This window comes from Methylopila musalis (genome assembly GCF_042679725.1).
In the GTDB taxonomy this organism is placed as follows: Bacteria; Pseudomonadota; Alphaproteobacteria; order Rhizobiales; family Methylopilaceae; genus Methylopila; species Methylopila musalis.
In genome coordinates this window covers 1-5761 of the sequence record NZ_JBHTMX010000181.1, presented here as the reverse complement: position 1 = coordinate 5761, position 5761 = coordinate 1, and the positions used below count along the sequence as shown (strand labels likewise).

Annotated in this window: 5 protein-coding genes; 3 read left to right on the top strand and 2 right to left on the bottom strand. The window is 68.6% G+C overall.

The window, feature by feature from the left end; translation table 11 throughout:
* Positions 1 to 168: 168 nt before the first annotated feature.
* Positions 169 to 798 (top strand): uracil phosphoribosyltransferase, encoded by a 630-nt coding sequence (upp, locus tag ACFQ4O_RS14415; RefSeq protein ID WP_378776532.1) that lies wholly within the window; start codon positions 169 to 171, stop codon positions 796 to 798.
* A gap of 220 nt (positions 799 to 1018) precedes the next feature.
* Here the strand turns inward: upp and ACFQ4O_RS14410 are convergent, their stop codons facing one another.
* Both ACFQ4O_RS14410 and ACFQ4O_RS14405 read right to left on the bottom strand, forming a co-directional pair.
* Complete coding sequence (locus ACFQ4O_RS14410; protein WP_378776530.1) at positions 1019 to 2989, bottom strand: methylmalonyl-CoA mutase family protein; 1971 nt, start codon at positions 2987 to 2989, stop codon at positions 1019 to 1021.
* 103 nt (positions 2990 to 3092) lie between these two features.
* Positions 3093 to 3356 (bottom strand): GlsB/YeaQ/YmgE family stress response membrane protein, encoded by a 264-nt coding sequence (locus tag ACFQ4O_RS14405; RefSeq protein WP_378776528.1) that lies wholly within the window; start codon positions 3354 to 3356, stop codon positions 3093 to 3095.
* A 200-nt stretch (positions 3357 to 3556) separates the two neighbouring features.
* Here ACFQ4O_RS14405 and ccrA point away from each other — a divergent pair, with 200 nt between their 5' ends.
* Entirely contained in the window at positions 3557 to 4843 is a 1287-nt protein-coding gene (gene ccrA, locus ACFQ4O_RS14400; protein ID WP_378776526.1) for a crotonyl-CoA carboxylase/reductase, read from the top strand.
* A 10-nt stretch (positions 4844 to 4853) separates the two neighbouring features.
* Positions 4854 to 5303 (top strand): aspartate 1-decarboxylase, encoded by a 450-nt coding sequence (gene panD, locus ACFQ4O_RS14395; RefSeq protein WP_378776524.1) that lies wholly within the window; start codon positions 4854 to 4856, stop codon positions 5301 to 5303.
* Positions 5304 to 5761 lie beyond the last annotated feature (458 nt).

The following is a 5761-nucleotide window of genomic DNA, read 5'->3' as shown; positions in this document are numbered from 1 at the left end:
CGCGGCCGGGCCGGACCGGCCGCTGGCGGTCGTCCACGCCCGGGATGCGGCGTCGGCCGAGCGCGCCGCCCATGCGGTGCGCGCCGCCTACCGGCTCGGCGACGGGGTCTCGCCTCCGCCGCTGATCCACGAGACACTCGGCTGACGGCGACAAAAGGGGGATCTGCGATGGCTCAGGTGACGGTGATCGATCATCCGCTGGTGCGGCATAAGCTGTCGCTGATGCGCGACCGGGAGCGCTCCACCGGCGAGTTCCGCACGCTGCTGCGGGAGATCGCCCTGTTGCTGGCCTATGAGGTGACGCGCGACCTGCCGGTGGAGCTGGTCGACATCGAGACGCCGCTGCAGGCCATGAAGGCCCCGAAGATTTCCGGCAAGAAGCTGGTCTTCGCCTCGATCCTGCGCGCCGGCAACGGGCTGGTGGACGGCATGCTCGATCTGGTGCCCTCCGCCCGCGTGGCCCATGTGGGCCTCTACCGCGACCACGACACGCTCGAGGCGGTGCAGTATTTCTTCAAGGCCCCCGGCGATCTGGGCGACCGGCTGGTGATCGCGGTCGATCCCATGCTCGCCACCGGCAATTCGGTGGTCGCCGCGGTCGATCTGCTGAAGCAGGCGGGCGCGAAGGACCTGCGCTTTCTCTGCCTGCTGGCGGCGCCCGAAGGGATCACACGCTTCACTGAGGCCCATCCCGACGTGCCGCTGTTCACCGCGGCGATCGACGAGCGGCTGAACGACAAGGGCTACATCGTCCCCGGCCTCGGCGACGCCGGCGACCGGCTCTACGGCACGAAGTGAGCCAAGGGCGGGCGTAAGGCCGGCGCTGGGCCGGAAGAGGGTCTGCGGGTGCGGGAGCCCGCGTGGCCCCCTCGCCGTCATGCCCGGCGAAGGCCGGGCATCCACGACTTGGACGTTTCAGCTTTCGCCCGGCCCAAGTCGTGGATGCCCGAGACAAGCTCGGGCATGACGGGTGAGGAACCTGCGCCGGCCGCGCCCGAAAGCCCCGGCAGGACGCGGCTCAGGCCGCTTCCTGATGCGCCGTTTCGGCGATGCGCACGATGTCGGACATGATCGAGGTCAGGTCGAAGTTCTTCGGCGTGTAGACCGCCGTCACGCCCATGGCCTTGAGCTGCGTCTCGTCCTCGGGCGGGATGATGCCGCCGACGATCACCGGCACGTCGTCCAGCCCCTCCTTGCGCATGCGCTCCAGCACGTCGCGCACCAGCGGCACGTGGCTGCCGGACAGGATCGACAGGCCGACCACGTGCACGCCCTCCTCGAGCGCGGCGTTCACGATCTCGGCCGGCGTCAGGCGGATGCCCTCGTAGACCACCTCGAAGCCGCAATCGCGGGCGCGCACCGCGATCTGCTCGGCGCCGTTGGAGTGGCCGTCGAGGCCGGGCTTGCCCACCAGCAGCTTGAGACGGCGCCCGAGACGGGTGGAGGCGGCCTCCACCTCCCCGCGCACGCGGGCGATGTCGTCGCCGCCGGCCTCCGCCCGCACCGAGCGGCCGACGCCGGTCGGGGCGCGGAACTCGCCGAAGATCTCGCGCAGGGTCGCGCCCCATTCGCCGGTGGTGACGCCGGCCTTCGCCGCGGCGATGGACGGCTCCATGATGTTGCGGTCCTCCTTGGCGGCGGCGGCGAGGTCGGCCAGCGCCTTCTCGACCGCCTTCGGGTCGCGCTGGGCGCGCCAGGCGTTCAGGCGCTCGATCGCCTCCACGCCCACGCTTTCCGGCACCACCTGGATCGCGCCGGACCCGGTGGAGAGCGGCGACGGCTCGGTCTCCTTCCAGCGGTTGACGCCGACCACGATCTGCTCGCCGCTCTCGATGGCGGCGAGGCGGCGGGCGTTTGACTCCACCAGCCGGCCCTTCATGTAGCCGGACTGCACCGCCGCGATCGCGCCGCCCATCTCGTCGATGCGGGCGAGCTCGGCGCGCGCCTCGTCCTTCAGCTGCTCCACCTTGGCGTTCATCACCGCGGAGCCGTTGAAGATGTCGGCGTAGTCGAGAATGTCGGTCTCATAGGCCAGGATCTGCTGTGCGCGCAGCGACCACTGCTGGTCCCACGGCCGCGGCAGGCCGAGCGCCTCGTTCCAGGCCGGAAGCTGCACCGCGCGGGCGCGGGCGTCCTTCGACAGCGTCACGGCCAGCGTCTGCAGCAGGATGCGGTAGACGTTGTTCTCGGGCTGCGGCTCGGTCAGGCCGAGCGAGTTCACCTGCACGCCGTAGCGGAAGCGGCGGGACTTGGCGTCCGTCACGCCGTAGCGCTTGGCGGTGATCTCGTCCCAGAGATCTACGAAGGCGCGCATCTTGGCGATTTCGGTGATGAACTTCATGCCCGCGTTCACGAAGAACGAGATGCGCTGCACCGTCTGGGAGAAGGACTCCTCGGTCGGGTTGGTCTCCTTCACCTCGTCCAGCACGGCGATCGCGGTCGCAAGCGCGTAGGCGAGCTCCTGCACCGGCGTCGCCCCGGCCTCCTGCAGGTGGTAGGAGCAGACGTTCATCGGGTTCCACTTCGGCATTTCCGTCGTGGTGAACAGGATGACGTCGCGGATCAGCCGGAGCGACGGCGCCGGCGGGAACACATAGGTTCCGCGCGACAGATACTCCTTGATGATGTCGTTCTGGGTGGTGCCGTTCAGCCTGGACCGGTCCGCGCCCTGCTCCTCCGCCTGCGCCACGTACAGCGACAGCAGCCAGGCCGCCGTGGCGTTGATGGTCATGGAGGTGTTCATCTGCTCGAGCGGGATGCCGTCGAACAGGGTGCGCATGTCGCCGAGATGGGACAGCGGCACGCCGACCTTGCCCACCTCGCCCCGCGACAGCACGTGGTCGGGATCGTAGCCCGTCTGGGTCGGCAGGTCGAAGGCGACGGACAGTCCGGTCTGGCCCTTCGCCAGGTTGGACTTGTAAAGCTTGTTCGACTCCACGGGCGAGGAATGGCCCGCATAGGTCCGGAACAGCCAGGGTTTGTCGGCCATGTCAGCTCGCCTCGCGCAATCGCGGGCGGCGTTCTCCGCCCGCGCCAGTGTTTAGCCGACCGATGCTGCGTCGCAATGAGCCGATCGTCGAGGGGTTCTAACGTCAGGCCCGTCGAAACAGGCCGATGATCAGCAGCAGCACGATCGCGCCGATGGTGGCGCCGATGATCTGGCCGAGCACGCCGGGGCCGACGAAGATCCCGAGCTGCGCCAGCAGCCATGCGCCGACCACCGCGCCGATGACGCCGACCACGATGTTGCCGAGAATGCCGAGACCGTAGCCGCGCACGATCAGCCCTGCGAGCCACCCGGCGACGCCGCCGATGATCAGGATGGCGAGAATGCCGTAACCGGCGAACACTTCCATGGCGGAGCCCTCCGAAGGGGCGCCGCGCGGGACCCTTTCCCGCGCCGCAGCGCCCACCCGACCAAAGATGGAGCGCGATTTCGTTCCGGCCATCTCGCGCCGCAGCATGAGGCCATCGTCGCATTGCGTCGGTTCGCGGCCCCGTCATAGTGCCGCGACCAAACGTCACTTTCTCCAAAGATCACGAAGGTTCGCCCGCCATGGCTTCGACGGAAGAACGGAAAGACCTGTACGAACTCGGCGAGATCCCGCCGCTCGGCCATGTGCCCGCCAACATGTACGCCTGGGTGGTGCGCAAGGAGCGCCACGGGCCGCCGGAAAGCGCCAACGAGGTGGAGGTCGTTCCGACCTGGGAGATCGGCGATGACGAGGTGCTGGTCTACGTCATGGCCGCGGGCGTGAACTACAACCACGTCTGGGCCTCGCTCGGCGAGCCGATCTCCCCCATCGACGCGCACAAGATCCCGATCCACATCGGCGGCTCGGACGCCTCGGGCATTGTGTGGGCGGTCGGCCGCAAGGTCACCCGCTGGAAGGTGGGCGACGAGGTCATCATCCACTGCAACCAGGACGACGGCGACGACGAGGAGTGCAACGGCGGCGATCCGATGTTCTCCTCCAGCCAGCGCATCTGGGGCTACGAGACGCCGGACGGCTCCTTCGCCCAGTTCTGCCGGGTGCAGTCGCGCCAGCTCATGGAGCGGCCGAAGCATCTGACCTGGGAGGAGGCCGCCTGCTACACGCTGACGCTCGCCACCGCCTACCGCATGCTGTTCGGCCATGCGCCGCACGCGCTGAAGCCCTCCGACAACGTGCTGGTGTGGGGCGCCTCGGGCGGCCTCGGCGTGTTCGCGGTGCAGCTCATCAAGCAGTCGGGCGCCAACGCCATCGGCGTGATCTCCGACGAGTCGAAGCGCGACTATGTGATGAGCCTCGGCGCCAAGGGCGTCATCAACCGCAAGGACTTCGACTGCTGGGGCCAGATGCCCAAGGTCAACAGCCCCGAATACAACACGTGGGTGAAGAGCGCCCGCGCCTTCGGCAAGGCGATCTGGGAGATCACCGGCAAGGGCGTCGACGTGGACATGGTGTTCGAGCATCCGGGCGAGGCCACCTTCCCGGTGTCCTGCCTCGTGGTGAAGCGCGGCGGCATGGTGGTGTTCTGCGCCGGCACCTCCGGCTTCAACATCACCTTCGACGCCCGCTACGTCTGGATGCGGCAGAAGCGCATCCAGGGCTCGCATTTCGCCCATCTGAAGCAGGCTTCGGCCGCTAACAAGTTCGTGCTCGACGGACGGGTGGACCCCTGCATGTCGGAGGTGTTCACCTGGGCGGACATTCCGCTGGCGCACACCAAGATGTGGAAGAACCAGCACGCTCCGGGCAATATGGCGGTTCTGGTCAACGCGCAGCGCCCCGGCCTGCGCACCGTGGACGAGGTGCGCGCCGGGGGAACCGTGCCGGCCAAGGCCGCGGTCCCCGCGTAAAGGACAGTCGATGCAGCGCTACGTTCGGGCGAAGCTCCATGGGATCCGCGTCACAGGCGCGGATCTCAACTACCACGGCTCGATCACCATCGACGCCGAGCTCTGCCGCGAGGCCGGGCTGGAGCCGCTCGAATTCGTGGAGATCTGGAACAAGAACTCCGGCGCCCGCATCGCAACGTATGTGCTTTACGGCGAAGCCGGTTCGCGCTGCTGCATCCTGAACGGGGCGGCGGCGCGCACCTGCCAGGTGGGCGACGAGGTCATCATCGCCTCCTCCGAATGGGGCTCGTTCGACGACATCGCCGCGCTGAGCCCGAAGGTGCTGACCTTCAAGGACGGCAACGCGATCGACGAGCGCATCGTCTACCGGGTGTTCCGCAACGCCCGCGGCGAGTTCGACATGGCGATCGAAACCGACGCCGGCGCACCGCTGGACGTGAGCAGCCTCGTCGGCGGCTGAGAGCCTGTTTGAGAATGACTCAGGCCGCGCGATCGAAGCGCTCGCCATGCCCGCGCTCTGCGCATGTGTCCACGACGTGTCTCGAAACGAGAGCGTCCGGGCCTCAGTCGTGGATGCCCGAGATACACTCGGGCATGACGGCATGACGGACGTTCCGAACGAACTCTGAGGCATTCGTTTCCGGCGTTGCGATCGACGCCCGGCCCCGCGCCGGGCGTTTCGCGTTTCGGCGCGGCTTGATCGCGCCGCGCCGCTCGTCCATCACCGCGGGACACTGATCCTGCGTGAGGCCGAGCCCCAATGACCGACGCCGGCGCCCCCTCCCCGTCCGCCTTCGACGCCGCGCTTCAGCGCGACAGCATCGTCGCCGTCTCTACCGCGCCCGGCCGGGCGGCGATCGCGGTGGTGCGCCTGTCCGGGCCGCAGGCGGGGCCGGCGCTCGACGCGCTGGCGGGGGA

What these genes read in the sequence shown, in the direction of transcription:
- ACFQ4O_RS14410 (WP_378776530.1), bottom strand. Translation starts at nt 2,989, where the DNA reads ATGGCCGACAAACCCTGGCTGTTCCGGACCTATGCGGGCCATTCCTCG.
- ccrA (WP_378776526.1), top strand. Translation starts at nt 3,557, where the DNA reads ATGGCTTCGACGGAAGAACGGAAAGACCTGTACGAACTCGGCGAGATC.
- panD (WP_378776524.1), top strand. Translation starts at nt 4,854, where the DNA reads ATGCAGCGCTACGTTCGGGCGAAGCTCCATGGGATCCGCGTCACAGGC.
- upp (WP_378776532.1), top strand. Translation starts at nt 169, where the DNA reads ATGGCTCAGGTGACGGTGATCGATCATCCGCTGGTGCGGCATAAGCTG.
- ACFQ4O_RS14405 (WP_378776528.1), bottom strand. Translation starts at nt 3,356, where the DNA reads ATGGAAGTGTTCGCCGGTTACGGCATTCTCGCCATCCTGATCATCGGC.